Consider the following 23,912-nt stretch of genomic DNA (forward strand, 5'->3'; position numbering starts at 1 on the left):
TTTCATTATAGTTCTTATGGGACTTTTTGTGTACACTCAAAAAGCACTATAATCTCTGCAATAGTTCAACACACTACAGAAATTATAGTGCTAATTAATTTTTGTATCTTCCATCTTGGAAGTCTCATTTTTTGATGATAGCTTAGTCTTTATCAGGAATAACCTTAAAGAGATAATAAGTGATAAAGACTGTCAGGCAAAAGAGCCCAATTTTCACCCAAATAATTGGAGCAAAAAAGATTGAAATTCCCATCAGAACATAGATTTGGATAATAATTTTTTTCTTTCGTTCCTTGGCAATCGATTTGTTTTCTCGAAAATCGGCTACATAACTTTGATACAGCTTAGTATGATATAACCATTTCTCAAAACGTTTAGAACTTCTAGCAAAGCAAGCAATGGCTAAAAGTAGAAAAGGTGTTGTGGGTAAGATAGGGAGGGGAATCCCAAGAATTCCCAAACCGAGCGAGACAAACCCTAACGAGAGATAAATTACTTTCATAAATACATTCCTTTTAAAAAGCTGCACTAAACGTATTAGTGCAGCTCTTCTGCTATTTTTAAATGTCTGTCAGTGGAGTCGCTGTGTCTGGTGAGGTATCATAAACTTTAAAGTCAGTTCCAACACCAAAGTCAGCACGTGCCAACTGATTTTCCATCGTCATGTGGGCCAACTCCTTGATATTATTTTCTTTGGAAAGGTGACCCAAGTAGATCTTTTTAGTTTTATTACCAATGGTACGAATCATAGCATCCGCTCCATCTTCATTACACAAATGACCTTGATCAGAGAGGATACGTTGCTTGGTCGACCAAGGATATGAACCTGCTCTAAGGATTTCAACATCATGATTGGACTCAATCAGATAGCCATCGGCATTTTCAATAATACCTGCCATACGATCAGAAACATAACCCGTATCCGTCAACATGACAAAACTCTTTCCATCTTTCATAAAGCGATAGAACTGTGGATCAATAGCATCGTGACTAACTCCAAAAGACTCAATATCAAGGTCTCCAAAGGTCAGAAGCTTATCACGAGAAAAAACATGTTTCTGGCTATTATCAATCTTGCCAAGCATATTTTTACTATCCATAATCTGCCAGGTGTTCTCGTTGGCGTAGATATCCATGCCATATTTACGAGCTAAAACGCCTACACCATGGATGTGATCCTTGTGTTCATGCGTTACTAAGATTGCATCCAAATCACTCGGATCACGATCAATCTCAGCTAGCAAACTTGTGATTTTCTTACCAGACAAACCAGCATCTACAAGAATCTTCTTCTCTGGAGTTTCCAAGTAAAAGGAATTACCAGTTGACCCTGAAGCCAAAATACTATATTTAAACCCTAAATCTGAGGTCATTTCTATTACATCTCCCATTCATCAACCATCATGGCATCCTTGTCATATGGAAGCACAATTGTAAAAGTTGAACCCTTACCATACTCACTTTTAGCCCAAATAAAGCCCTTATGTTGTTTAATAATTTCTTTTGCAATGGACAAGCCTAGACCAGTTCCACCTTGGGCACGACTTCTGGCCTTATCAACACGGTAAAAACGGTCGAAAATCAAAGGCAAATCTTTCTTAGGAATACCCAAACCTTGGTCAGAAATAGAAACAATCAACTGTGAGTCAGTTGTCTTCATAGACACTGTAATCTTACCACCATCAGGCGAATACTTGATGGCATTGTTAAGAATATTATCCACGACCTGGGTCATCTTATCTGTATCAATCTCTACCCAAATTGAGTTTACTGGGTAATCTCGAATGATTTCGTAAGTTTTACCTGTATTGGTTTCTTGACTTTTAATCTGATCAAAACGATTCAAGATATAAGTCATGAAGGCCGTGAAATTGGTCATCTCAACGTCAAGTTGGGTACTCTTATTGTCAATACGTGACAGTGCCAAGAGGTCAGAAATCATTCGCATCATACGATTGGTCTCATCCAAAGAAACTTTGATAAAGTTAGGAGCAATCTCTTCGTCGAGAGCACCATCATCAAGTGCCTCCAGATAGGATTTTACAGAAGTCAAAGGTGTACGCAACTCATGACTAACGTTTGAGACGAAGAGTCGACGTTCACGCTCTTCTTTTTCTTGCTCAGTGGCATCGTGAAGAACGGCAACCAGACCTGAGATAAAACCTGATTCTTTACGAATAAGGGCAAAATTAACACGTAAGGTCACAAACTCATCATTGGCATCTCGACGTGACAAATGAATTTCAGGTGTCTTAGAGAGCAATTCACTATAAGTATAGGGATTTTCGCCATCTAATAAATCTAAAATGGACATCTGTGTCGCTGTTTCATAATCTAGATTCAACAAACGCTGAGCTGTGCTATTAATCATGGTAATTTGACCACGACGATTTGTCGCAATAACCCCATCACTCATGTAAGAAAGGACTGATGATAAGCGGTTTTTTTCCTGGGCTAGATTTTCATGCGTCAAACGAAAGACATCCGATAAATCATTCAAGCTGTCAGCTAGCTCTAAAAGCTCTGGATCACCCTTTAAGCGTAACTCCTCGTTATAGTTACCTGCCATTAAGGACTTGACCCTCTTGGTCAACTTTCGAATATTTTTGACTCGTCGATAATCACGATATGCAAGAAAAATAAAGTAGAAAGCCACAAAGAGGAGCGTAAAGAGTAAGGCTAGTTCAAAGCTTGTGATGTTTAAGCCAATACTAGTCATAATTCTTCATATAATAACCAACACCACGTCGCGTCAAAATATATTCAGGACGACTAGGTGTATCTTCAATTTTTTCACGGAGACGACGAATGGTTACGTCAACCGTACGAACATCACCAAAATAGTCATAGCCCCAAACAGTTTCAAGCAAATGCTCACGCGTCATCACTTGTCCCATATGAGTTGCCAAATGGAAAAGCAACTCAAATTCACGGTGTGTGAGCTCAACTTCATTTCCACGTTTTTTAGCAACAAACGCATCTGGAACAATAATCAACTCACCAATTGAAATCTCCTGCTTGCCAGAGTTAGAGCTTTCTTCTGCTGCTGTTTCAATAGTCTCTGTACGACGCAAGTGAGCTTTGATACGTGCCAACAATTCACGATTAGAAAATGGTTTCGTCACATAGTCGTCTGCCCCAATTTCTAGCCCGATAACCTTATCGAACTCGCTATCCTTAGCGGAAAGCATGATAATTGGTGTGTGACTTGTCTTTCGAATTTCCTTAGCAACTTCTAAGCCATCTAGTTCAGGCAACATCAAGTCCAGGATGACCAAGTCTGGCTTTTCAGCCTCAAACTGCTCCAAAGCTTCACGACCATCAAAGGCTGTAACCACCTCATAACCCTCTTTAGTCAGATTAAACTTGATGATATCCGAGATTGGTCTTTCATCATCAACTACTAGAATTTTTTTCATATAAACACCTCATCGGTTTTCTTAAGTCATTCAATTTTGTAAAGTAGAAAACTTTACGTATCAAACATATTATACCAAAAAATAGGTTTAGGACCAAGTTTCTACTATAGATATTAAGCTGATATACAAGCTTTCCTTCTTTTTTGAGATACCTTTGCTATGTGTAATCGGTTAAAAGGCGAACATTATGATTGAATTTTCAAACATTTTTGACATTTTCCTATATCTATAGTAAAATACACTCTTGTTGTTACATATATTAATGTAAAATTTTAGGAGGCTCTTATGGCACTTATTGAATTTAAAAATGTCAATAAATATTACGGAGATTATCATGCACTTCGTGACATCAATCTAGAAATTGAAAAAGGACAAGTTGTGGTTCTCTTGGGACCTTCTGGGTCTGGGAAATCTACCCTTATCCGTACAATCAATGCCTTGGAATCCATCGATAACGGTACGCTTATCGTTAACGGACATAATGTGACGGAAGCTTCTGCCAAAGACTTGGTAGAATTGCGTAAGGAAGCGGGGATGGTATTCCAGCACTTTAACCTCTACCCGCATAAAACCGTTCTTGAAAATGTAACCTTGGCACCAATCAAGGTTCTTGGAATCAGTAAGGCAAACGCCGAAAAGACTGCTGAAAAATTCCTTCGCTACGTTAACATGTGGGACAAGAAGGATTCATACCCTGGTATGCTTTCTGGTGGGCAAAAACAACGTATCGCTATTGCCCGTGGTCTTGCCATGAATCCTGAGCTCTTGCTCTTTGACGAACCAACGTCAGCCCTTGACCCAGAGACTATCGGTGACGTGCTTGCGGTTATGCAAAACCTTGCCAAAGGTGGCATGAACATGGTTGTCGTAACCCACGAAATGGGCTTTGCCCGCAGTGTGGCTGACCGTATCATTTTCATGGCTGAAGGTCAAGTTCTTGTAGACACTACGGATGTGGATGGTTTCTTCGACAATCCAACTGAACCTCGTGCAGTTCAATTCCTTTCTAAGATTATCGACCACAACTCTGATCGTGTCCAAGTGGACGCCTAAGGAGGACTTATGTTAATCAAGAAACTTAGTCGCATTTTAGCTATCTCTGTTATAGCTTTTCTAGCAGTTCTCCTCTGGAACACCAAAAGTAGTAAGGCAGATGAAAGCAGTAAACTACTCAATAGTGCTGCAATTCAAAAGATTGTCAAAAAAGGGACTCTAAACGTTGGTGTCAAACAGGATGTCCCAAACTTTGGTTACTACTCAGCCAAAACCAATACCTATCAAGGGATGGAAATTGACCTCGCTAAGAAAATTGCCAAAGAACTTAAGGTTAAGGTGAATTTTATAGCGGTTACTCCACAAACTCGTGAAGCCCTTATGGATAACGGGACTATTGACATGCTTATCGCCACTTATACCATTACAGATGAGCGTAAGGCTTCATATGCCATGTCAACTCCTTACTACTACGACCAAATCGGTTTCCTCGTTCAAACCAAATCTGGCTATAAGAAACTTTCTGACCTAAACGGTAAAACTATTGGAGTGTCTCAAGGGTCATCTGCCAAAGCTGCTGTTGAAGAGTACGCTTCAGCTAATAACCTTAAGTTTGACTACGTTCAACTTGGATCTTATCCTGAGTTAGCCGTATCACTCTATGCTTACCGTATTGACGCCTTTGCTGGTGATAAATCAATCTTGTCAGGTTACGAAAGTGATAAAACCAAGATTCTTGATGAAGGTTTCAAAACACAAGAGTACGGTATCGCTTCAAGCAAGTCTAACCAAGAGTTGATTGATTATACCAACGATTTGATTGCTAAATGGCAAAAAGATGGTAGCCTTCAAAAACTCTACGATAAGTATCACTTGAAACCAGCTAAGGCTGAAGATAAATAGAAAGGAGTCCTGAATTTATGTATCTTTTAACTGAAACGGCTAGTCCTTTCGCTCTTGAACGTTGGGCTGCTTTCTTCGCTAACTTTGGGCAATTTGCCAAAGGTTTCTTCTATACCCTTGGTATTTCAATTGGTGCCTTGATTGTAGCCCTTCTTCTTGGGCTCATCTTTGGGGCTATGAGTTCGACTCATAACAAGGTCCTTCGTGGCATCTCACGTGTTTATGTCGAAATCTTCCAGAATACACCCTTGCTCGTACAATTCGTGGTTGTCTTCTATGGAATTTCAATCTTGACTGATGGTCATGTCATGATTCCAATTTCATTGACGGCTATCCTTTGTGTAGGGGTCTACACAGGAGCCTATATCTCTGAAATTATTCGTACAGGTATCGAGGCGGTTCCTAAAGGTCAAACCGAAGCGGCTTTATCTCAAGGTTTCACCTACGCTGATACCATGCGTATCATCATCTTGCCTCAAGCCGTGCGTACTATCTTGCCACCATTGACCAACCAAGTGGTTAACTTGATCAAGAATACTTCAACAGTTGCCATTATCTCTGGGGCAGATATCATGTTCACTGCTAAGGCCTGGGCTTATGATACCACTAACTATGTGCCGGCCTTTGCTGGGGCTGCCTTCCTCTACTTTATTATGTGTTTCCCTCTTGCTACTTGGGCACGTCGTAAAGAAGAAGAGAATAAGAAAGCTTACTAAGGAGATCCACTATGTCAGAAGTTTTATCAGCTACTAACCTTAAATTCTTGGCACAAGGGATGTGGACGACTCTTTACTTGTCTTTCTTCATCATCGTGCTATCTACCCTGTTCGGTACTATTCTGGCGGTGATGCGTAACGGAAAGAATCCTATTCTTCGTTGGATTGCTTCTATCTACGTTGAGTTCGTCCGTAACGTTCCTAACTTGCTTTGGATTTTCATCATCTTCTTGGTCTTCCAACTCAAGTCAACTGCGGCAGGGATTACCTCTTTCACGGTCTTTACTTCAGCTGCCTTGGCGGAAATCATTCGTGGGGGACTGAACTCTATCGACCATGGTCAAACGGAAGCAGGTTTGTCTCAAGGATTTAACAACAAACAAATCTTTATTTACATCATCTTCCCACAAGCTATTCGTAAGATGTTGCCATCTATCATTTCTCAATTCGTAACAGTTATCAAGGATACTTCTTTCCTTTACTCTGTTATCGCCTTACAAGAATTGTTTGGTAAGAGTCAGATTTTGATGGGTGGTTACTACGAACCAAGCCAAATCTTTACCTTATACGGTATTGTGGCTTTAGCTTATTTCGTGGTTAACTTTGCTATTTCTAGCTACTCTCGCTACCTCTCTAAACAATGGGAGCAAGCTAGTGAATAAAACAAGAAACTCACCTGCGGGTGAGTTTCTTGTTTTTCTGGATACTAAAAACGACTCCTATTGGAGTCGTTTGTTTCGTTAATTCACCGTTACTTTACCTGAATAATAATCTAGGGTAATTCCCTGTTGGACATTTGGCACGAAGACGTTGAACTCCAGCGAGCCATCTGCTGACTTGGCTTCAAGATGTGATCCTGATGGAATCAGGTTATCTCCTTCATAAATAAGGGTGACGCGATAACGGACACGTTTATTTTTATCCTGAGCTTTTCGTACCAGGCTTTCATAATAGTTTTGGCCTGTGGAACTTTCGCTATTAGCTTGGTTAGCCCAAGCAGTTTGAACGGCAATATTTTCTGGATTTGAAGTTGAGGCATCAAATCCTTTGAGACCACCTACAAGTGCATAACCTAACAAATGACCTCGGTCTACGGCATGGCGATACTCTCCTGAAAGATTGTGAACTTGATGCCATCCAGCTGGTGTCCAAGAGGTTGAGCCATTCCCTGTTTCTTGACGATTTTTGTACTGTCTAGTCGCTTTACTTAACAAGGCATTCGCAACTGTAGGAACCGTTTGTCCTTGAACTGTTTTGACTTGGTTATTAGCATAGGGTTGGCTAGATACCTTAGCATTAAGATTGGTCTTATTACCGTTAACAATATAGGCACCAGCCCCATTCCATTCTATAACGTTTCCTAGTTGACTCTTGACGGAGCTGGTCATCACCGTCTCTGCGAGTTGCTCTTGTGGCGTAGACTGCCCACTTGTTGAGCCATTTGATTTGACGGAGTTATTGGATTTTCCCGAGACTAGACTAGCTACCTGCTTGATTGGATTGTTAGGTGAGAGCTTATTACTCGTTCCAATGTAACCTAAAACTGCAATCAAGACCGCTATTAGTAACGAAACTAGCTGACGTTTCTGTTTATTTGTTAAAGATGTCTTTCTTTTTGCCATTGTTCTCTTTCTTTTATATGAATGTCATGACTAAAGGAGCGGGATTACTTCCCACTCCCTTTTATTTTCCTGTAAATTTAGCAACAATTGCCTGCCAAGTTTCTGGTTTTAAGATGCTTATAGGATCCTTGCCCTCTCCTAAAACAGCATAGCCAACCATCAAACCGATAGCTAGAAAAGCAAGGCCAATCACACACACACTTAAAACAAGTAATAATTGACGAAAAACATAGCCTTTACCAGTTTCCATACTAAGCCTCACTTACACGTGAAATATTTGCTCCTAGTTTAGCTAGTTTCTCATGGAATTGATAGTAACCACGATCCAAGTGAGTTAATTTACCAACAGTCGTTGTTCCTTCAGCCACCATTCCTGTAAGAATAAGTGCTGCCGAAGCTCGAAGGTCAGTAGACATAACTTGAGCACCTTGAAGTGGCAAACCACCGTGAATCATAGCCGTATCACGAAGGATTTCTGAATGAAGTCCCATACGACGCATTTCTTCCAAGTGTTGGAAGCGATTCTCAAAAACAGTTTCAATCATGGTTGATTCACCGTTTACCACTGCCATAAGTGCTGTAAATTGAGCCTGCATGTCAGTTGGGAAACCTGGGTGAGGTAGAGTTTTAACGGTTACTGGTTTCAATTGAGAAACATCAGATTTAACACGAATGCCGCCTTCTTCTTCCTTAACATCGACACCCATTTCCAATAATTTTGAAATCAAAGGGCGGTTATGTTCCCAGATAGCATCTTTGATGAGGACATCTCCAGAAGTCATAGCCGCTGCTACCATAAAGGTACCTGCTTCAATACGGTCCTGAACAACTGCATGTTTAGTACCATGGAGAGCTTTAACACCCTTAATCACAAGTGTTTCAGTTCCAGCACCTTTGACGTCTGCTCCCATCTCGTTAAGAAGAAGGGCCAAGTCAACGATTTCTGGTTCACGCGCAGCATTTTCAATGGTTGTAACACCATCAGCCAAAGTTGCTGCCATCATAAGGTTTTGAGTGGCACCAACAGATGGGAAGTCCATATAAATGGTTGCACCTTTAAGGTTTTCTGCTGTCGCAGTAATGTCACCACCAACTTGGGTAATTTTAGCACCCATTGCTTCTAAACCTTTGAGGTGGAGGTCGATTGGACGACTACCAATCGTACAACCGCCAGGCATTGAGACCTTAGCGTGGCCATTGCGGGCAAGAATAGGTCCAAGAACTACGATTGACGCACGCATCTTGCTAACATACTCATATGGTGCTTGATCGAGAATTTCTCCACTAGCATCAACGACAACGGTATTGTTTTCTTCGTCAAATTCTACAGCAATATCTAAACCACGAACAACATTATTCATCGTGTAAACATCTGACAAGATTGGAACATTAGTTAAGGTTGTTTGACCTTCCGAGGCCAAGATAGTCGCTGCTAACAAAGGGAGGACAGCGTTTTTAGCGCCTTCAATGACAACCTCACCACTTAATCGAGTGTTGCCACCCTGCACAATAATTTTATCCATAAGGGTTCCTTTCAAGGGTCATTTTCATCTTTTTGTATTATATCAAAAGTCTTTTAAAATCACTAATTTAAGAAAATGAGCTAGCCATATTCTGTCCAAAAGCTAAAACCGACAGAACAAATGAACTGATAAGATAGCCTAAGGCAATGCTGATAAAGAGCAAAAAGAGTTTCAATTTACCAGTATTTTCAATCGGATTTTTGATGATTTTTGCCCAATCAAAGAGGCTAATCAGCATTTGGTAGCTCAATCCTATAAATACAAGGTGACTCGCCAAAGTGACGAATTGATTAATAATAGTCATGGTACTATTATACCATAGAAAGCTAAGCTAAAACATAAAAAGAGGGTGAGACAGTTCTAAACATTTATCATATACAATCAAAAAACTTCCCTTAATATCTGTTTCTAGAGAACAGCTTTAGGGAAGTTTCTAAGTTATTCGTGATTAATAACTACTTTGTAATTTTTCTTAATACTCTAGCTATTTAAAAGACTTTTATCAATTAACGTTCTTAAATACTGAAAAAGAATACAATCACCATCTCATATTAATAGCTCAATAGTATACCTTCAAATTTACTTAAAGTATTCTTCTATTCAAACTAAATACTATAATGATAATTTAAAAAAATTCCATGGTAACCAAAGTAATAATTGCAGAATCATAATAATTATTTACTGGTAGGTTCTGCATAAAAACAATTTTATTTTGCTGAACCAATTTCAAATATCCTGAATCTTTATCAGCTGCAAGAGCAATTGGTGCTTTAAAACATGCAGCCTGATGGTCATCTAAAAAATTACCATCTAAATTATAATTAGAAAAAATATTCTTCTGTGTCATGAAGAAATCCAATAGCTTACTGAGGACTCTCTGACTCTTTTCATCGTTACTTTGTGTAAGATTGTATGGAAGACGACAAGCGTTATAAGAATAAGTAGAGTCAAACTGGGAGGAGATAGTATGAGGCTTAACATTACGAACTCCCGATTGGTCAACCCAGATAAAATCTGGAATTAATCCGGTTTCTGTTTGAGAACTAATTGTTTCCAGACTGCTTAACATCTTATCGCTAATACTCAACCATTTTTTATCTTTAGTAACTTCATAAAATGATTGGAATTGCTTTGGTAAAGCATCAGATGTTCTCATTAGATTATAATACTTTGAATCTCTGTTTGCCCAGTTCCCAACAGTTAAGATTCCAGTATTTTCATTATAATTATATTTGAGAATATCCTGCAAGATAGCCTTAGACTGCGTTTGATACTCGTCTTTCTGACTTGGCCACTGTTTTGAGGCTTCAATTAAAGCATAAGCAATATAAAGATCTCCGTCCGTTGCATTGTGTTCGTCAACATTTTTAGAACTCTTTTGAACAATTTGTTCCCAAGACATCAATTGACTTCCTTCAATACGATGAGATAAATAATATTTGTAGAGTCTTTCAAAATCTTGTTGACTCGCTAGACCTTTCTGAGCCGCTCTAACAGTTATTAGCATCCCGTAACTTTGGGACTCCGAGAGTACAATGTCCTTATCTTTATCATTTGTAGTTTTGATATAAGCTTCATTACCATCTTTTACTACGAAGTGTCTCTCCCACTGTTGGTAAATCCTATTACGAATATCTGTCTTGGTTTTAATTCTTACTGAAAACATCAAAAAAACAAATAGACCTAGGGTTACTATAAACCAAAAATATTTAAAGTATTTTATTTTCATATACACTCCTATTCTGCAAAACGTTTAGTTTTAACCCATGTTGTTCCTTCACGATGAAGAACTTTATCCATGATAATAGACCACAACGAATCTAAAGAAACAATAATGAACAACTGTGCGTAACTAAAATAAGAGAGAATCGCTAGCCAAACTTGCTTACTTGTCGCTTGTCCGAATTGCGATGCTAACGCAACATTGATTTGTAATAAATACAAACCAATCATTAATAGCCAATTAAATAACATCAATTGAGCTATGTATATATTACTTGCATCAAATGCAAACGGAATTTGTATAGTAGGAAAGAAAGGATGTAAAATAATAGCTAAAACATTGGCAAAGAAAATTAAATCTGATAAGACAATCGCTCCATTAAACCAGAAGAAAATACAAGAGTAATTAGCAACTTCTAGTTTTACTCGCCAATTTCCTTTACCGAACAAGTGTTTAAAATTTGATAAAACAACTTCGTAATTACCTTTGGCCCAACGTTTTCGTTGCATATAGTAACTTTTAAGGGTCTCAGGTTCTTGTTGAAACGCCTCGGAATTATATGCCAATGCAATTAATTTACCGCTTTGCATAATCTTGAAGGAAATATCTGTATCTTCTGTTAAAGCACCATTTCTCCAACCACCAATACTTTTTACAAAATCAGTTTGAATAATAAAATTAGTACCTGGAATACGACCTATTTTAAACAAATGCCACATTCCAACATGGTGTACACGTTGCGTTACGACAATTTCTTGATTTATACAACGTGTTAAGAAATTTTGTTTTGCATTTCTTGTTTTATTCCGTCCAAAAGCAGCTACTCTTCTTTCTGGATCTTTTAAAACTTCCTTAACTAAAAAGTAAAGTGCATTCTTTTCAGGCATGGCATCCGCATCATAAATACAAATATAATCACCTTCTGCCATCTTGAGCGCATCATTAAGAACACCCGCTTTTCCACCAGTTCCTTTGCGGTTAATAATTGTGATATTACGCCCTTCATATTCTGGTAATGCCTGAACAGATAGACACTCTTCATAAGTACTATCTGAACAATTGTCCGCAAATAAAAGTAACTCAACTTTGTCATGTGGATAATTCAAATTTAATATAGCTTTTGCAGTCTGTGCAATAACGACATCTTCATTATGTGCTGGGACGACAATAGTAACCTTCGGATAATAAGGCAATGCTTTCTTATCTACTTTAAAATCACTATGCTTTAGCCAAAAATGAACACCAGAAACTAGGATAACTACTCCCCAAATTAAAGAAATCCAAATCGATACTAGCGTAAAAATCATTAAAAATTGACTAACCATGTTCCACCGCCTTGAAATTATGGGAAACACGTTCATAGATAATTGTATACTGGATAAATAAAACTATGAAAGTAATAACAAAAAGAAGACTAATAGATAAAGCAAATACAAAAAACAAATTAGTAATGGTCATAATTTTTCCCCCTAATATTCAACAATTATATCTGTCTCTAGTTGACGGTTTAAATTGCTAATTAACTCACTATAATCATCAAATTTTTTTAAATTATTCTTATTAATTTCAAGAAATCCTGTCTGAAATTGAATACTTTGATGATTATTTCCCCAATCGAATGTTATCCCTTTTAACTGTCTTTCAAGACTATTTTTATAAAAATCATTTAAGTTTCTTGAATCATTTTTTGATAAAATTAAGAAACTTCCATCAGCAACATAAAAAATTTTCTCAAAACGATTCAATTGTTTTGAAATTTTAAGATAAATACTAGTAATCAAATGATTATATTCTCGAGGATCCAACTCAAAAAACTGTTCTTCATGAGAGTAATGAATCAAAAGTGCATTAATAAATTTATTTTCATTCAATTTAATTTCTTTTAATACTGCTTGATAAGATTTTCTAGCTTTTCTTTCCTCAATTTGAACAGAAGAAATATATTTATAAAAATAAGACTTAATCTTTGATAAAATTCCAAGCAACAAAGGAAAACTAAAAATAAGTACTAAAGTATCTTGAAGTGATATATAGACAACACCACTAACCAAAATAAAAATACTTAAAGCAAAACTTAAAATTATCATCCAGGTAATCAGAAGTTCAGATAAAAAACATACTGCACCAATACCTAGAACCAGAAGGATAGACTCAAACATAAAGTACTCAGGATTGAATTGATAACAATAAGAAAACAATAAAGCTTCAAAGAAAATCAAAAATAAAATCCAATACCAGACTTTTTTATCTTTTTTCACACCTAATCTCCCCCTTCATGGAACTCTGAAACAGAATCTGCTAAATTAAAGTACACTTTAATAGCTTGAACTATTCTTTCAGCTGCTTTTCCATCACCATAAGGATTGGGAGCTTCAGACATTTCTTTATATAGAGCTTCATCTGTTAAAAGCGACTCCATTGCTTCTTTCACTTTTTTTGTATCTGTCCCGACAAGTTTCAGTGTCCCAGCTTTAACACCTTCTGGACGTTCCGTTGTATCTCGTAATACTAAGACAGGCTTCCCAAGTGAGGGAGCTTCTTCTTGAACACCACCTGAATCCGACATAATAAAATAACTTCTAGATGCTAAATTATGGAAATCAAAAACATCCAAAGGAGCAATTAGATGAATTCTATCATGGTCACCCAAAACTTCTTTCGCTACTGCTTGTACAGAGGGACTCAAATGAACAGGATAAACTACTTCAATCTCAGGATGGTTATCAACCATTAGTCGAAGAGTTTTGAATACTCGATGCATTGGCTCACCTTGATTTTCTCTACGGTGCATCGTTACTAAAATAATCTTTCTTCTATCATCAATTTTATCTAGAACTTCATGATAATAATTATCTTTAACTGTTAGTTTTAGGGCATCTATCGCTGTATTACCAGTGACATAAATAGCCTCTTTTTTATGATTTTCTGACAATAAATTAGCCTTACTTTCTTGAGTAGGTGCAAAATATAAATCAGAAAAGCTATCAGTCATCTGACGGTTCATTTCCTCTGGATATGGTGAATATTTATCGTATGTTCTAAGTCCAGCCTCAACATGACCGATACTTACTTTATTGTAAAATGCAACTAAGCCGGCAGCAAAAGTTGTTGTTGTATCACCATGAACTAAAACTAAATCAGGTTTTTCTTTTTTTACAACAGGATCAAATTTAGCCAAAATTTTAGAAGTAATTTCCTGAAGCGATTGATTTTTCCCCATGATATCCAAATCATAATCAGGAACTATTTCAAAAGTATCCAAAACTTGATCAAGCATCTGACGATGTTGTGCTGTCACCACTGTAATAGTATTAATAGTTTCTTGATGTTTTTTCAACTCAAGAATTAACGGCGCCATTTTTATTGCCTCTGGCCTCGTTCCAAAGACAACCATAATATTTAATTTTCCCATTAAATCCCCCTATAACCTATACAAAATCAATATAATATTGACATATAAAACTTTACATAAACACTTTATTTTTCCAAACAAAATAGATAAAACTATTTATCTTTTAAAAAAAGCACTAAAGGGTATACTCTTATCATTGGTCTTCTTAAGTAAGTTATGTAAAGTAGATAAAGAAAAAAGGTCTCAATAAAAGACAATCATAACTAATAAAATCAAGAAATTAAGACAAAAGAATCCTAAATGTAAAGCATCAAAAGATAGTAATATTAGAAACCATTTTAATCTTTACTTCCCAATTTAAAAAATAGACTATTTGATAAATAAAAAAACTGCAGGACAAAAAACGCTTTGCTAATAAAAGTGCTTTTGAATCCAGCAGTATTGCTAACTTATATATTTCATAATAACTTCTCCCCATTTTAAAGAGCGTCCCCTTTACTTACGCTCTATCCCTATCTTATAAACTGAAACATCGGAATGACATACCTATCCAACATCATGTAGCAATAAACACAGATAAGTTGCATTTAACCCCCTTCCCCAAAGGGATTAAAGATGACTAACAAGGCTGCTCCAAATTACTAGTACCAATGTTTCATATTCATATAGATGGTATAATTATAGCATGTTATTTTTTTTTTTCAACCTTTTTCAATTTTTTATTATTTTAATTATTTTGTAATTATTTTAAAAGGTATCTCTAATTAACTATTCCTACTTAATATATATTTAAGAGGTATTTATATATCTTACTAAATTTTCAATTAATCAAACATTTATCCTTCAACCTACTTGGTATATAGTCAAAACCACTCGTTCTCTATACTCCCCGCTCCCGAAAAAAGTTAGACAAATAATTTAAGTAAAGGATTTAGTCCTGTATTGCACAGGACTAAGTCCTTTTCTACCATTGTCAAGTATATCAAAGTATTTGCCGAAAAATAGTTTGAGTTCCATAGTCAAACTAAGGAAATTGTCTTTTTTAACTATAATTCAGTGTAAAAAGTGTACACTAAACCAACACCTTATCTGGTGATTTTTTTGATAAGGCGTTACAATAATATGGCATAAACAATTTTACCGATTTTGGGTAGAAGTATAATCGTAAAGTTTGTTATGCGTTATGAGGTAATACATTGTTCTAATAAGACGATGTATAGAGGCAATCGTGTGTGGTTTGGTTGAAGTCACTTGCGATTGTCTTTTCCGTTTCTCATAGAAGTCTGCGATATGACAAAGATTGGTGTGGCTAGCTGAAGCTATGTTATGAATGCACTTAAAGAGAATATTTCTGGTATAGGGATTCCCACGTTTGGTAATATGTCCTTGGCTAGAAAGTTTCAGTTTTATCTTAATACGTTTGTTGTTGTAATAATCAATATGGTCTACAATAGCTTGTTTCAAGTTCGGTGACGTTGAAAGATTATAAGCAATAATTTCACTGTTGAAACCATCTAAAACTGGTGATAAATAAAGCTTTTGAGTGCTTGCTGGGATGGCAAATCCTGTCACGTCCGTATAGCACTTTGCCATTGGTTTTGAAGCTTCAAACTGGCGTTGAATCAAGGTTATCGGCTTTCTTACCAATATCTCCTTTGTGAGAAGAATACTTGCGTTTACAGCAAATTCTAGCCATTAAACCAAGTACGCTCATCAACCGCTGCACCTCTTATGATTGACCCCAAAAACACGATTTCGTAATTTAAAAGTCATTCGACGATGGCCGTAATTTCCTTTATGCTCAGTAAAAATAGCTTGAATTTCAGCTTTAACATCATAATCCTTATCGCTTTGATCTAGCTAATTTAAGTGGTAATAATAGGTTGAACGGGCAAGCTTAATAATCTTTAGAAGTATGTCTAAAGAAAACTCAGTTACCAATCCTCGGACAATTTCCGTTTTTCTTCCCTCAATCGGAGTACTCTCATTTTTTAGAACCGCATTTTCTGCTTTAATTCAGGAGAATAGTAACAATTCTTTCCTTTTTTGGCGATTTCTATTCCGTAGCGATCAATCAATTTAATCAGGTACTTAAGATTAGAAATATTTATCCCAAATTGATTTAAAAGTCGCTTAAAGCTTTCCCCCTTGCTTTCTCAGTTCATAGATAAGAACTTTATCCTCATAATTTTATAATAAAAACACCCCAAGAGTTAGATTTTTTCTGTCTAACTTCTGGGGTGCAGGTCATATCACCAGCGGTTTGTTCTTCGACTGAATGTCTATGCTAACGACCAAGGCCTAACAAATTGTTTTCCTTCAGCACTACCTTTGCTAGCTGGTCTTATCGAGACTACTTTCTTTTATTCTTCTCACCCGTAAACGAATCATAATCCTCACAAAGACTGAGCTGCTATCACGTCTTCTTATTATTGATTACGAATATATTCTTCAATTTGCTCCTGATCCCGAACCACCGTATCAACATAAAAAATTTGACACCAAAATTTGCGATTCCCATATTTATACCTGAAATTAGCATATCACTCGAATATTATTAAGCTACTCTTTTTACGTATCCCATAAAAGAGGAAATGCCTAGTTTTGGTGGAATACTGACCTACATATAAGTATGGTTTGGGCAAGAGCCCACTTAATATATTTCTACACCGTATTGCCAATATAGTAAACGTAAGATTCGAGCAATACTTACTTTGAACTTGTCATAAATTATTTGACGTTTATATTGAGATGCAAGGGAACCGATACTCACTATTTCATTAGCAACCTTTTTTGATACATCTCTAAAAACCTTTTAACCCCACCACCAGAGCTATTAGTTTTCTAGAGACAAAAAAACAGAATTCATATTAAAATTCTGTTTTTTAGAACTAATTTTATTCGTTAAGCTTCTACAGCTGCTTTGAGGGCATCTACCTTGTCCAATTTTTCCCATGGAAGATCGACGTCCGTACGTCCCATGTGACCATAGGCCGCTGTTTGACGATAGATAGGACGTTTAAGATCAAGCATTTGAATGATACCTGCTGGACGCAAGTCAAAGAGATCGCGGACAGCAGCTTCAAGTTTGCTTTCAGCAACTGTCGCCGTTCCGAAAGTATCAACACGGACAGACACAGGGTTAGCAACACCGATAGCATAAGCCAATTGTACTTCTGCTTTCTTAGCAAGACCAGCAGCTACGATATTTTTGGCAATGTAGCGAGCTGCATATGAAGCTGAACGGTCAACCTTAGTGGCATCCTTACCAGAGAAGGCACCACCACCATGTCTTGAGTAACCACCATAAGTATCAACAATGATCTTACGACCAGTCAAACCAGAGTCTCCTTGAGGTCCTCCGATAACAAAACGACCTGTTGGGTTGATAAAGAATTTAGTCTCATCATCCAAGTATTCGGCTGGAATAACTGCCTTAATGACTTTTTCAATAACGTCTTGACGAATTTGGTCGTTAGTCGCTTCAGGATCGTGTTGTGTTGAAATAACAACTGTATCAACGCGTACTGGTTGGTCATTCTCATCATACTCAACGGTAACCTGAGATTTAGCATCTGGACGAAGGTATGAAATCTCACCAGATTTACGCAAATCTGCCAATTTTTTAACCAATTTATGTGAGAGGCTAACTGGAAGTGGCATAAACTCTGGAGTTTCGTCAATAGCAAAACCAAACATCAAACCTTGGTCACCAGCTCCGATAAGATCAAGTGGATCTTGATCACCAGTTCCACGAACTTCAAGTGCTTCATTGACACCTTGAGCAATATCTGGAGATTGTTCAATCAATGATGGGTGAACCCCAACAGATTCTGCCGCAAAGCCGTATTCTGCATTGTTATAACCAATTTCAGCGATAGTATCACGAACCACACGGTTAATATCTACATAAGCTGTTGTAGAAACTTCACCGAAAACATGGACAGAACCAGTGTAGACAGCTGTTTCTGCTGCAACGTGTGCATCTGGATCCTCTGCTAAAATCGCATCAAGAATGGCATCTGAAATTTGGTCTGCAATTTTATCTGGATGCCCCTCAGATACTGATTCAGACGTGAAAAGTTTACGTTCTGACATATAAAATGTCCCCCTTTTAATATGAAAAATAGTATTAGACAGCACGGATTTAACCGTCTCCTAATAGGTAAAACGCTATACTCCTAATGGAGCTAGACGCCGTTAAAAAGTTACAAAGAACCAACAGCCAACTCTAGAATGACTGTTGCCTTATCGGGACTTAATAACTACCTTCCATTATATCATGTTTTTTCAGTCTAGTCATATAGTTATTTATTATCAAGCCTTATCAATAAGTTATAGTGAGCATTTTGCCATCATTTGTATTATACTTAGGATATGAAAACTTATGAACACGTTTATGACATCTTATCGAAGAGTCCTGACTTTGTGACGGGAGAGAGCTTGGCTAAAAGCCTTGGTGTCTCACGGACAGCCATTTGGAAGGCAATTCAAACACTTCAAGAACAAGGAATTGACATTACAAGTGTCCGCAAGAAAGGCTACTATTTAGAAAAGGGAGATATTCTTCTTCCTCAAGACATCTCTAAGCAACTCAACATTCCAGTCTACTTTAATCCAGATTCTAACTCTACCCAACTAGATGCTAAACATGGCATGGAAAAGAATAATCCGACGCCTGCACTTTACCTGGCATCAAGTCAAAAGGCAGCCAAAGGACGATTTGAACGTCACTTCTTTACCAGTCCACAAGGTGGTATCTACATGAGTATCCACTTAAAGCCCAACTGTCATTTTGAGGAGTTACCACCTTATACGATGATGGCGGCAGCTGCTATTGTCAAAGCTATCCAGCGTCTAACTGGCATCAATACAGAAATCAAATGGGTTAATGACATCTATCTCAACAACAAAAAAATGGCTGGTATCCTTACCGAAGCCATTAGTTCTATCGAATCTGGTCGCATCACAGATGTCATTATCGGGGTTGGGCTTAACTTCTCAATCAGTGATTTTCCTGAAGAGTTAGCTAATAAAGCTACTAGTCTTTTTACTTCTGAAAAACCAAGCATTACTCGAAACCAGCTCATTTCAGAAATTTGGAGACTCTTTTTAACCATTCCTACTAGCGATTTGGTCAAGGTCTATAAAGAAAAGTCCCTCGTTTTAGACAAACAAGTGACCTTTGAACAAGCTGGAAAGACTTATACTGGTGTTGCCAAGGAAATTGGCGATAAGGGCCAACTTCTCGTTCTTACTGATGATGGTCGGGAAAAATGGTTGACCGCTGGCGAAGTGAGCCTTACTTCTTGGTAGACTTGTCGGCTGCACGCGCAATGCGTGAAACAACGTAGGTTGTCCAAAGACGACGAAACAGTAAATACCCAAAAAAGGCTGTAAAAAAGTAATAGCCGTGTTGTAAACTGTAATTAAAACAAACCGTTTCAAAAATAGTTTCAAGCGTTATAAACAAAATTTGTTGAATCATAAGATTATTATATCAATAGATAGAGCCTAGGACAAGCAGTCTAGGCTCTTTTCATTTTTACACGGATGGACCTTCCAATTATTAGCTTCAGAAATCTATCAAATTACACTTGACTATCTCGCCATCTAACTTACTGGGATTGGACCTAAAAAGGTCCACTGAACAGCCTCGCTTTTGGGTTTCTTGGCTCGGACCTAAAAAGGTCCACTGGACCTTTTTAGTCCTCTATTTCTACTACATCAGAGAGAAAGTCGAGTTCTTGAGGGATATACTCTTCGCGATCTTCTTTTTCCAATTCTTCTTTGGATTTGAGACTTCGTGCAAATTCTGTTCGGAGTTTTTCAAATTCTGCTTTTGGAACAGCCATAATATTAGGTGAGAAACCGGCAGCTGAACTCATGATATTGCCAAACATATCATTGAGATCACTGCGTTTCATGACCTGTTCAGCATTAAAAGCGGCATTAAATGCCAGGATAGCATTTTCCTGATTGGCCAGTACAGGCTCGGAGCCATTCAAAAGTGCCCTATTTTGTGGGCTAATAGAATCCAAGATTTCAGGCCAAGTTGCCTTTAGGGCATCCAGACACTGGCGTGATTTCTGCGGATTTTCCATGGTTTCACGCATAATAGTAAGAATCTTTTCACGATCCACCTTGTACTGATAAGCAGGTTTGGCTTTTCGAGTTGGTGCTACTTCTCCTTGGGCTTTGCCCTCTTTAAGAGCTTTACGTAGACCTTCTACCTCGCGACGAAGACTATCTAACTCTTCTTGCAAATTCCCCGGAATTTCTTGTGAAGCCTGAGTATGAGTCTCTGACAATTTTATAGTCAGCATTTCCGCATAGATTTTAGGATGTGTTCCAGTTTTAATTTCTGGCAAGGCACTTGTAACCAAGTCAATCAATTGGAAAAGTCGGTCTTGCTCCAGAGAAAGATTCTCTTCAAAAAGGGGACTATGGTGACTGTTCTCTCCGCCCGCTTTGACAATCAAAAGATCACGGAAATACTCCAAGAGATCCGTCGCAAAACGGCTCATAGACTTGCCATTATCAAAAAGAGTTTCAAGATTTGATAAAGCTTGCGTAGTCTCTTGATTGCGAACGTTAGCGACAAAACTGTCTAGGGCTGTTAAACCAATAGAACCTGTGATTTCTTCAGCTACGGCTTGGCTGACATGATTATCAGGAGAAAGACTCAGTGCTTGGTCTAAGATTGACAAAGCATCACGCATACCACCTTCCGCACGACGAGCAATGATGGTCAAAGCCTCATCATCAAAGGTCAATCCTTCTTTTTCCAGAATTGAAGCCAAATGCTCTTTAATAGCTCCCTGCTTGATCGATTTAAACTCAAAACGTTGGACACGAGAAAGGATGGTTGCAGGAATCTTATGTAATTCAGTGGTCGCCAGAATAAAAACAACATTTTCAGTTGGTTCTTCCAAAGTCTTCAAAAGAGCATTGAAGGCACCTGTCGAAAGCATGTGAACTTCATCGATAATATAGACCTTGTAAGTCGCACGACTTGGAGCATAAGTCGACTTATCACGAATCTCACGAATCTCATCCACACCATTATTGGAAGCCGCATCAATCTCGATAACATCTTCAAGACTTCCGTTTGTAATATCGCGACAAATATCGCAGTGATTACAAGGCTCACCATCAACTTGATTAGGACAGTTCATAGCCTTGGCAAAGATTTTTGCCGCACTGGTTTTACCGGTACCACGTGGCCCTGAAAAGAGATAGGCGTGGCTGATTTTCCCTGACTCTACCGCCTGTCTGAGCGTGGTTGAAATCACTTTTTGACCAACCATTTCGCCAAAGGTCTGACTACGGTATTTACGATATAAGGCTTGATACATTAGTTTACCTCAAACATTCCAAATGTAAGCTCGGTTTTCTCGAGTAGAATTTTGATAAACGCTTCCAGATAATCTTGGTCTACGTCGTTATAGTCTCCTACTTGGTGAGAATCCAAATCGAGAACACCAACTAATTTGCCATCTTTGACCATTGGTACAACAATTTCACTTCGAGCAGCAGAATCACAAGCGATGTAATTAGCGTGTTTGGTGACATCTTGGACAATTAAGGTTCTATTTTCTGCTGCAGACTGGCCACAAACACCCTTACCTAGGGCAATTCGAACACAAGAAACATTACCTTGGAAAGGACCAAGGATTAACTCATTCTTGACATTATCCATCAGGTAGAAGCCTGTGAACACAGAATTCGGCAGGGTTGTATTCAAGAGAGCTGAGGCATTAGAAAAGTTGGCCAAAGCATTGTCTTCATTGGCAAAAAGCACCTCAGCCTGTGATAGCATTAATTCATAGGCTGATTTTTTTTCTTCGTTAGTCATAACTACCATTATAGCAAAGATAGGTTTTTAAAACTAAGATTGACCTACCTTTTCTCCTTCCCTATCATTTAAAAATAATTCAAGATCTTGAACGACATTTTCAGGATATTCTGGACTAGAAATCTGATAGAACTTAACAGTCATTCGATTTCTGAACCAGGTTAATTGCCGTTTAGCAAATCGACGCGTATTTTGCTTGAGTTTTTCCAAGGCTTCGTCCAAGGTTTGGTTCCCAGCAAAATAAGGAAACAACTCCTTGTAGCCTATACCACGAGCTGACTGGGCATCAGGATAATTATCGTACAGCCACTTGGCCTCTTCCAAGAGACCATGTTCAACCATCTTGTCTACCCGTGTATTGATGCGGTCATAAATCAAGGAACGTTCATCATCTAATCCGATAAGAAAGGGATCATAAGTCGGCTCAGTATTTTCAAGATTCTCCGAAAAACGATGGAGTTCAAGTGCTCTAATGGCACGACGACGGTTAATCTCTTTAATCTCAATACCTAAACTGTCAATCTTTTCAAAAAGTTCCTGATCAGATAATTGCTCTAATTCCGTGCGATAGGCTAAGACCTGCTCCTGATCTACCTGCCCCCCTAGGTGATACCCTTCTAGAAGACTTTGTAAATAGAGACCTGTTCCTCCTACTATAATAGGCAGCTTGCCACGACTAACAATATCTGTAATGGCAGCCTCTGCCTCTGTCACAAAATCATAAGCTGAATAGGACTCATCAACATCGCGAACATCAATCAGATGATGCACTGCTGCTGCCTGCTCTTCAGGAGTGGCCTTGGCGGTTCCTATATTCAATTGTCGGTAAACCTGCTGGCTATCTCCTGAAATAATTTCGCCATTAAAACGCTTGGCCAATTCAATTCCAAGCGCTGTTTTTCCTACAGCAGTAGGACCAGCTACTACAATAAGTTTGGTTTTCATAATGTTTTCACTTGCTATTCTAGATATTTTTTTAGATAATATAAGCATATTATAACATATACGGAGGATAGTCTCATGGCTAAAAAACATTCATTTGCTAAAGGTCTTGCTACTGGCGTTCTTGGAACTGCTGCTACCGTTGCAGGTGCCGTTTTCGCAGTTAAAAAGACAATTATCGAACCAGAAGAAAAGAAATTGGCTTTCATCGAAGAAAATCGTAAAAAAGCAGCTCGCCGTCGTGTAAGTCGCTAATAATGAGAACCAGGGAAACCTGGTTTTTTACTGTTATTTTTAACTCTTCATCTATGACTAGGAACAGAGCCAAATTGAAAAGAAAAGAAAAGAAAAAATATAATATCATTACATTTGTGAACTGCACCCCAAAAGTTAGACAGAAAAAAATTAACTTTTGAGGTGTTTTTCTTATGAAATTAACTTATGGGGACAATGTTCTGGTCTATGAATTTTGAAATCAAGAAAAAATTAGACGAACTTTCAAATAAATTTGGAATAATCGTTTACAAACATAGGTACATACTTAAATTGATTAATCGTTACGAAATAGAGAGCATCAAAAAAGGAAAGAATCATTGATACCTTGGTTTGGTTGTTAACCTAGTCGATTGTTTTAGTAGTTGTAATTGCGAAACCTTGATCAACAACTTCAACTTCTGCTTCTGGAGTATTGCCAGATTGCAAATCTGACTCTTCTGGAGTTGTACCGAAAACGGTAGAACCCAATGAACCATTTGGCACCAAAGTCAAATGACCATCTGAATAGAATTCGCCAATTGCTCCTTTGTCATTTCGATATTGTTATCTTGTTCCATAATTTCCTCCCACCTAGTCCCCTAGTTG

24 protein-coding genes and 2 pseudogenes are annotated in these 23,912 nt (G+C 37.8%); 6 read left to right on the forward strand and 20 right to left on the reverse strand.

What is annotated here, in order from left to right:
• Positions 1-142 precede the first annotated feature (142 nt).
• From HMPREF2877_RS02635 to yycF, 4 genes are read right to left on the reverse strand one after another with little or no spacing between them, the layout of a single operon-like run.
• The gene (locus HMPREF2877_RS02635) at positions 143-502 is read right to left on the reverse strand and encodes a YbaN family protein (protein ID WP_004182609.1); all 360 of its coding nucleotides are present in this window, start codon (positions 500-502) and stop codon (positions 143-145) included.
• 58 nt (positions 503-560) lie between these two features.
• Positions 561-1,373: an MBL fold metallo-hydrolase gene (locus tag HMPREF2877_RS02640; RefSeq protein ID WP_004182610.1), complete on the reverse strand. Its 813-nt coding sequence runs from the start codon at positions 1,371-1,373 to the stop codon at positions 561-563.
• A 5-nt stretch (positions 1,374-1,378) separates the two neighbouring features.
• Positions 1,379-2,719 carry a cell wall metabolism sensor histidine kinase VicK gene (gene vicK / locus HMPREF2877_RS02645; protein ID WP_002885062.1) on the reverse strand — a complete coding sequence of 447 codons (1,341 nt, stop codon included), beginning with the start codon at positions 2,717-2,719 and terminating at the stop codon, positions 1,379-1,381.
• Entirely contained in the window at positions 2,712-3,419 is a 708-nt protein-coding gene (gene yycF, locus HMPREF2877_RS02650; protein ID WP_002884978.1) for a response regulator YycF, read from the reverse strand. Before yycF ends, vicK begins: the two co-directional genes overlap by 8 nt.
• A 285-nt stretch (positions 3,420-3,704) precedes the next feature.
• Between yycF and HMPREF2877_RS02655 the strand changes: the two genes are divergently transcribed.
• The 4 genes from HMPREF2877_RS02655 to HMPREF2877_RS02670 are packed head-to-tail and all read left to right on the forward strand — an operon-like array spanning position 3,705 to position 6,693.
• Positions 3,705-4,472: an amino acid ABC transporter ATP-binding protein gene (locus HMPREF2877_RS02655; protein ID WP_070578559.1), complete on the forward strand. Its 768-nt coding sequence runs from the start codon at positions 3,705-3,707 to the stop codon at positions 4,470-4,472.
• A gap of 9 nt (positions 4,473-4,481) precedes the next feature.
• Complete coding sequence (locus HMPREF2877_RS02660; protein ID WP_004182611.1) at positions 4,482-5,315, forward strand: transporter substrate-binding domain-containing protein; 834 nt, start codon at positions 4,482-4,484, stop codon at positions 5,313-5,315.
• A 17-nt stretch (positions 5,316-5,332) separates the two neighbouring features.
• Positions 5,333-6,031, forward strand: coding sequence for an amino acid ABC transporter permease (locus HMPREF2877_RS02665; RefSeq protein ID WP_002886251.1), 699 nt, complete (start codon positions 5,333-5,335; stop codon positions 6,029-6,031).
• 11 nt (positions 6,032-6,042) lie between these two features.
• Positions 6,043-6,693, forward strand: coding sequence for an amino acid ABC transporter permease (locus tag HMPREF2877_RS02670; protein ID WP_002886253.1), 651 nt, complete (start codon positions 6,043-6,045; stop codon positions 6,691-6,693).
• A gap of 78 nt (positions 6,694-6,771) precedes the next feature.
• Here the strand turns inward: HMPREF2877_RS02670 and HMPREF2877_RS02675 are convergent, their stop codons facing one another.
• The 11 genes and pseudogenes from HMPREF2877_RS02675 to metK all read right to left on the reverse strand — a co-directional run bounded on the left by HMPREF2877_RS02675 (position 6,772) and on the right by metK (position 18,349).
• Positions 6,772-7,653, reverse strand: a complete 882-nt coding sequence (locus tag HMPREF2877_RS02675; RefSeq protein ID WP_045772067.1) for a DNA/RNA non-specific endonuclease — start codon at positions 7,651-7,653, stop codon at positions 6,772-6,774.
• A 61-nt stretch (positions 7,654-7,714) separates the two neighbouring features.
• Complete coding sequence (locus HMPREF2877_RS02680; protein WP_013990684.1) at positions 7,715-7,903, reverse strand: DNA-directed RNA polymerase subunit beta; 189 nt, start codon at positions 7,901-7,903, stop codon at positions 7,715-7,717.
• A 1-nt stretch (position 7,904) separates the two neighbouring features.
• Complete coding sequence (gene murA, locus HMPREF2877_RS02685) at positions 7,905-9,176, reverse strand: UDP-N-acetylglucosamine 1-carboxyvinyltransferase (RefSeq protein ID WP_070578562.1); 1,272 nt, start codon at positions 9,174-9,176, stop codon at positions 7,905-7,907.
• A 67-nt stretch (positions 9,177-9,243) separates the two neighbouring features.
• Positions 9,244-9,480, reverse strand: coding sequence for a DUF1146 family protein (locus tag HMPREF2877_RS02690; protein ID WP_070578564.1), 237 nt, complete (start codon positions 9,478-9,480; stop codon positions 9,244-9,246).
• Between the two features lie 321 nt (positions 9,481-9,801).
• Positions 9,802-10,905, reverse strand: a complete 1,104-nt coding sequence (locus HMPREF2877_RS02695; protein WP_013990687.1) for a family 8 glycosyl hydrolase — start codon at positions 10,903-10,905, stop codon at positions 9,802-9,804.
• A gap of 8 nt (positions 10,906-10,913) precedes the next feature.
• On the reverse strand, positions 10,914-12,224 hold the full coding sequence (locus tag HMPREF2877_RS02700; protein ID WP_014633211.1) for a glycosyltransferase family 2 protein: 1,311 nt from the start codon (positions 12,222-12,224) through the stop codon (positions 10,914-10,916).
• A 144-nt stretch (positions 12,225-12,368) separates the two neighbouring features.
• The gene (locus HMPREF2877_RS02705) at positions 12,369-13,157 is read right to left on the reverse strand and encodes a hypothetical protein (RefSeq protein ID WP_070578567.1); all 789 of its coding nucleotides are present in this window, start codon (positions 13,155-13,157) and stop codon (positions 12,369-12,371) included.
• A 2-nt stretch (positions 13,158-13,159) separates the two neighbouring features.
• Positions 13,160-14,311, reverse strand: a complete 1,152-nt coding sequence (wecB, locus tag HMPREF2877_RS02710; RefSeq protein WP_045772069.1) for a non-hydrolyzing UDP-N-acetylglucosamine 2-epimerase — start codon at positions 14,309-14,311, stop codon at positions 13,160-13,162.
• Positions 14,312-15,388: 1,077 nt separating this feature from the next.
• Positions 15,389-16,420, reverse strand: a pseudogene (locus tag HMPREF2877_RS10825) (IS3 family transposase).
• Between the two features lie 184 nt (positions 16,421-16,604).
• A pseudogene (gene tnpA / locus HMPREF2877_RS11180) lies at positions 16,605-17,027 on the reverse strand (IS200/IS605 family transposase).
• 128 nt (positions 17,028-17,155) lie between these two features.
• Positions 17,156-18,349, reverse strand: a complete 1,194-nt coding sequence (gene metK / locus HMPREF2877_RS02720; RefSeq protein ID WP_045772072.1) for a methionine adenosyltransferase — start codon at positions 18,347-18,349, stop codon at positions 17,156-17,158.
• A gap of 279 nt (positions 18,350-18,628) precedes the next feature.
• On the opposite strand from metK, the gene birA reads away from it, so the two are divergent.
• A complete protein-coding gene (birA, locus tag HMPREF2877_RS02725; protein ID WP_049528876.1) occupies positions 18,629-19,567 on the forward strand; it encodes a bifunctional biotin--[acetyl-CoA-carboxylase] ligase/biotin operon repressor BirA in 939 nt (312 codons plus the stop codon).
• Here the strand turns inward: birA and HMPREF2877_RS10580 are convergent.
• The 4 genes from HMPREF2877_RS10580 to miaA all read right to left on the reverse strand — a co-directional run bounded on the left by HMPREF2877_RS10580 (position 19,554) and on the right by miaA (position 23,054).
• The gene (locus HMPREF2877_RS10580; protein ID WP_002883500.1) at positions 19,554-19,739 is read right to left on the reverse strand and encodes a DUF3272 family protein; all 186 of its coding nucleotides are present in this window, start codon (positions 19,737-19,739) and stop codon (positions 19,554-19,556) included. The two genes, birA and HMPREF2877_RS10580, sit on opposite strands and share 14 nt — an antisense overlap.
• A 217-nt stretch (positions 19,740-19,956) precedes the next feature.
• Positions 19,957-21,609, reverse strand: coding sequence for a DNA polymerase III subunit gamma/tau (gene dnaX, locus HMPREF2877_RS02730; protein ID WP_013990696.1), 1,653 nt, complete (start codon positions 21,607-21,609; stop codon positions 19,957-19,959).
• Positions 21,609-22,109, reverse strand: coding sequence for a GAF domain-containing protein (locus HMPREF2877_RS02735; protein ID WP_305366762.1), 501 nt, complete (start codon positions 22,107-22,109; stop codon positions 21,609-21,611). Before HMPREF2877_RS02735 ends, dnaX begins: the two co-directional genes overlap by 1 nt.
• A 33-nt stretch (positions 22,110-22,142) precedes the next feature.
• Positions 22,143-23,054, reverse strand: a complete 912-nt coding sequence (gene miaA / locus HMPREF2877_RS02740; RefSeq protein ID WP_070578579.1) for a tRNA (adenosine(37)-N6)-dimethylallyltransferase MiaA — start codon at positions 23,052-23,054, stop codon at positions 22,143-22,145.
• 75 nt (positions 23,055-23,129) lie between these two features.
• Between miaA and HMPREF2877_RS02745 the strand changes: the two genes are divergently transcribed.
• Positions 23,130-23,306, forward strand: coding sequence for a DUF3042 family protein (locus HMPREF2877_RS02745; RefSeq protein WP_003092510.1), 177 nt, complete (start codon positions 23,130-23,132; stop codon positions 23,304-23,306).
• Between the two features lie 363 nt (positions 23,307-23,669).
• Here HMPREF2877_RS02745 and HMPREF2877_RS02750 read toward each other — a convergent pair whose 3' ends face one another.
• Positions 23,670-23,810: a hypothetical protein gene (locus HMPREF2877_RS02750; RefSeq protein ID WP_013990699.1), complete on the reverse strand. Its 141-nt coding sequence runs from the start codon at positions 23,808-23,810 to the stop codon at positions 23,670-23,672.
• Between the last annotated feature and the right edge of the window lie 102 nt (positions 23,811-23,912).

This window comes from Streptococcus sp. HMSC072D03 (assembly GCF_001812855.1).
In the GTDB taxonomy this organism is placed as follows: Bacteria; Bacillota; Bacilli; order Lactobacillales; family Streptococcaceae; genus Streptococcus; species Streptococcus salivarius_D.